Below are 2,899 nucleotides of genomic sequence, written 5' to 3' on the forward strand. Positions count from 1 at the left end.
CCACGGTACGAAGACACACCCGGTGGCCCTCGGAGACGAGGTGGTGATGGATGCGCCGTGCGGACCACTTGCGCTCCCGCCGCAGGGCGTGGATCCGGGCGACCAAGACCGGATCGAGCTGGGCAGGTGAACGGTGCGGCCGGCTGGGCAGGTCCTGAAGGCCGGCTTCTCCCTGGGCGCGGTAGCGGGCGACCCAAGTGGCCACCGTGGGCCGGCTCACCCGGAACTCGGCGGCCACGTGCGCCTGCGGGATCCCGTCGTGCAGGTGGCGGTGGACCATCCTGAGACGGCCGGTCGGGGTCAGGGGTGCGTTAGCGTGAGTCATGAGTGGGTCTTCTCGGGCAGGTCGGTGGTGTAGGAACTTCCATCCTGCGGGAGAGGCCCACTCGTCTCATCTCAGCCCGGTACCCATGTCAAGAACCTCATGACCCACAACACCTAGTCAGGCCGGGATTCGTTGCACTGTGCTGGGGGTGCAGGCGCAGGGGGTCAAGCGTCGTCGGAGGCGTCCGTTTTGGGGGCCTGGGGGGTGTCCGGGGTGCGCGGCGGGTCGTTCTTGTGGATCGCTTAATGAACGGCGCGTGTGCTGACGCCTTCGCGCTCGGCAATGGCGCGCATGATCATGCCTTCGGTGCGCATGGCGCGGATACGTTCATGGAGCGCGGCGACCTTGACGAAGTACTTCTCGCAGGGCTGGGCAACCGTGCGCCGGAGCGGTCCGGGGTGCACCCCGGACCGCTCCACGAGGACGCGGGAGGGCCATTTGGGATTGGCTGGAGCTGGGCAGTCCGTGTCAGTGTGAAAAGTAGTTCAATTCTTCATAAGAAGTGAACTAATCACAGGAGGGGGTGGGGTCACAAAGCTAGAAGCGAGGCTCTCAATCAAAGCGACTATAATATTCGTCATTCTGATTTTTCTTCTAGCTTCTTTTCGAGCTTATTCTTCCTCCTGTTTAGGCGCCACCAAGAAACTGACCCCTTGAGCTGGAGGGCTCCTAGTTCGTCGAGGGATGGGAGCCCCTTGTCAGACAGCCTTTTGGAGACCTCTGTCTTGTCTGCTCCTTGCATCGTTGCAACGAGTGCGTGCGCTTCCTTGACTGGAGCGGATGCTAGAGGGTGGGTGGAGAGTTTCGCGTTGACTGCCCTTAGCTCCTCTTCAAGGGCTGAGCGGGAAATGCCTCGGAGTGGCATAGGTCACTTCCCCCTCAGGCAGGCAAGCGCAGCCCGTCCTCCTGCGGCGAGAAACGCCTCAGGGGTCCCCCGAGTCATGATCTGGGTGATCTGAGGCCCATTGAGACCGATTCCCATGAGGCACCTATAGACAGCCCAGGGCCACGCCTGCGTTTCGGCTACTTCCGGGCCGGTCTTCTTTTCCTCGATTAGAAGATCAGAGACATCCCACTCGCTGGATGTGCTTCCTTGATTCTCGAAGTCGCCGGGAAGCGAGGCGGCGGCTGCGTACCCGTCTGTTGCTTGAGGGGTGAAGGCGGGCTGGGCCGCCCAGGCGGTAGCCCCGAAGTTGCTGACGGTGAGGGCTCCTACGATGGAAAACGCGGCCCCGGACTGGGCTAGACGAGAGAGGCGCGGTCGATGCTTGTCGGGCATGAGAGTCTCCTTCGAGTGGATATGACGCGCCCCACTGTACTGTGCGTTCTCTATGCACCGCTATTGCTCTCTGATCCCTCTCGCTCAAGAGGACCTCTTCCTAGGTGTGATGTCCAGGGACGTTGTTGCGTGAATAGCTGACAGGCGAAGGCCTCCTGTTGCGAGAGTGGAGTTGTCGAGAAACCGCTCACGCGAACAGAAGGCCTTCATGTCCCACGCTAACGCCGCCCTGACCCCTCGCGCCCGCCTACGCCTGGCCAAGCTCATCGTCGAGGAGCACTGGCCGGTCGCCACCGCGGCCAAGATGTTCATGGTCTCCGCACCCACCGCACGCAAATGGGCCACACGCTTCCGGGCCGAGGGACCTGCAGGGATGGCAGACCGGTCCAGCCGGCCGTCCACGATGCCGACCAGAACACCGCCGGCGGTGGTGAAACAGATCGTGGCCGCCCGATGGCGCCGACGCCTGGGGCCGGCACAGATCGCTGGAGAACTCGGGATGCCGGCCTCCACCGTCCATGCCGTGCTCGTGCGCTGCCGGATCAACCGCCTCGCCCGTCTGGACCGGGTCACCGGCGAGCCGATCCGCCGCTACGAGCACCCCCACCCCGGGTCGCTGATCCACGTCGACGTCACCAAGTTCGGGCGCATCCCCGACGGGGGCGGACACCGATTCGTCGGGCGCCAGCAGGGCATGAAGCACCGCGCGGCGACCTCGGACCGCGAAGGAACCCGTGATGCCCGATACCAGCCCCGGCTCGGGGTGGGCTTTCTGCACACCGTGATCGATGATCACTCCCGCTTCGCCTATGTCGAGATGCACTCCGATGAACGCAGCCAGACGGCCATCGCGGTGTTGCGCCGCGCGGTCGCCCACTTCGCGCGCCTGGGTGTGGAGGTGGAGCGGGTGCTCTCGGACAACGGCTCGGCCTACCGCTCGCATGCCTGGCGTGATGCCTGCACCGAGCTCGGGATCAAGCCTAAGCGGACTCGGCCCTACCGGCCGCAGACGAACGGGAAGATTGAGCGGTTCCATCGCACGCTCGCTGACGGGTGGGCCTACGCCCGGTTCTATAGCTCAGAGACGGAACGCAGGGCCGCGTTGCCTGGATGGCTGCACTTCTACAATCATCATCGCGTCCACTCCGCGATCGGCGCCGCGCCTGCCACCCGGCTCAACAACCTCCCTGGACATCACACCTAGGGCATGTCTGACAATCGTTTTGACCATGCGAGCACAGCATTCAGGACCACAGCGGCCCTGTAGATGATCGCGTACTTGTCATACCGGGTCG

3 protein-coding genes and 1 pseudogene are annotated in these 2,899 nt (G+C 63.9%); 1 reads left to right on the plus strand and 3 read right to left on the minus strand.

Going from position 1 to position 2,899, the window contains the following annotated elements:
* Window positions 1-325, minus strand: a 325-nt coding sequence (locus tag ABIB16_RS11235) for a helix-turn-helix domain-containing protein (protein ID WP_354436294.1), incomplete at its 3' end; no start/stop codon positions are given.
* 868 nt (window positions 326-1,193) lie between these two features.
* On the minus strand, window positions 1,194-1,604 hold the full coding sequence (locus ABIB16_RS11240; protein WP_127435035.1) for a hypothetical protein: 411 nt from the start codon (window positions 1,602-1,604) through the stop codon (window positions 1,194-1,196).
* Between the two features lie 208 nt (window positions 1,605-1,812).
* Here ABIB16_RS11240 and ABIB16_RS11245 point away from each other — a divergent pair, with 208 nt between their 5' ends.
* Window positions 1,813-2,808: an IS481 family transposase gene (locus ABIB16_RS11245; protein ID WP_060974313.1), complete on the plus strand. Its 996-nt coding sequence runs from the start codon at window positions 1,813-1,815 to the stop codon at window positions 2,806-2,808.
* Here ABIB16_RS11245 and ABIB16_RS11250 read toward each other — a convergent pair.
* Window positions 2,805-2,899: pseudogene (locus ABIB16_RS11250) on the minus strand (IS5/IS1182 family transposase); the annotation flags it as partial. The gene ABIB16_RS11245 and the pseudogene ABIB16_RS11250 sit on opposite strands and share 4 nt — an antisense overlap.

Origin of the sequence: Micrococcus sp. UYEF5 (assembly GCF_040546065.1) — a bacterium.
In the GTDB taxonomy this organism is placed as follows: domain Bacteria; phylum Actinomycetota; class Actinomycetes; order Actinomycetales; family Micrococcaceae; genus Micrococcus; species Micrococcus luteus.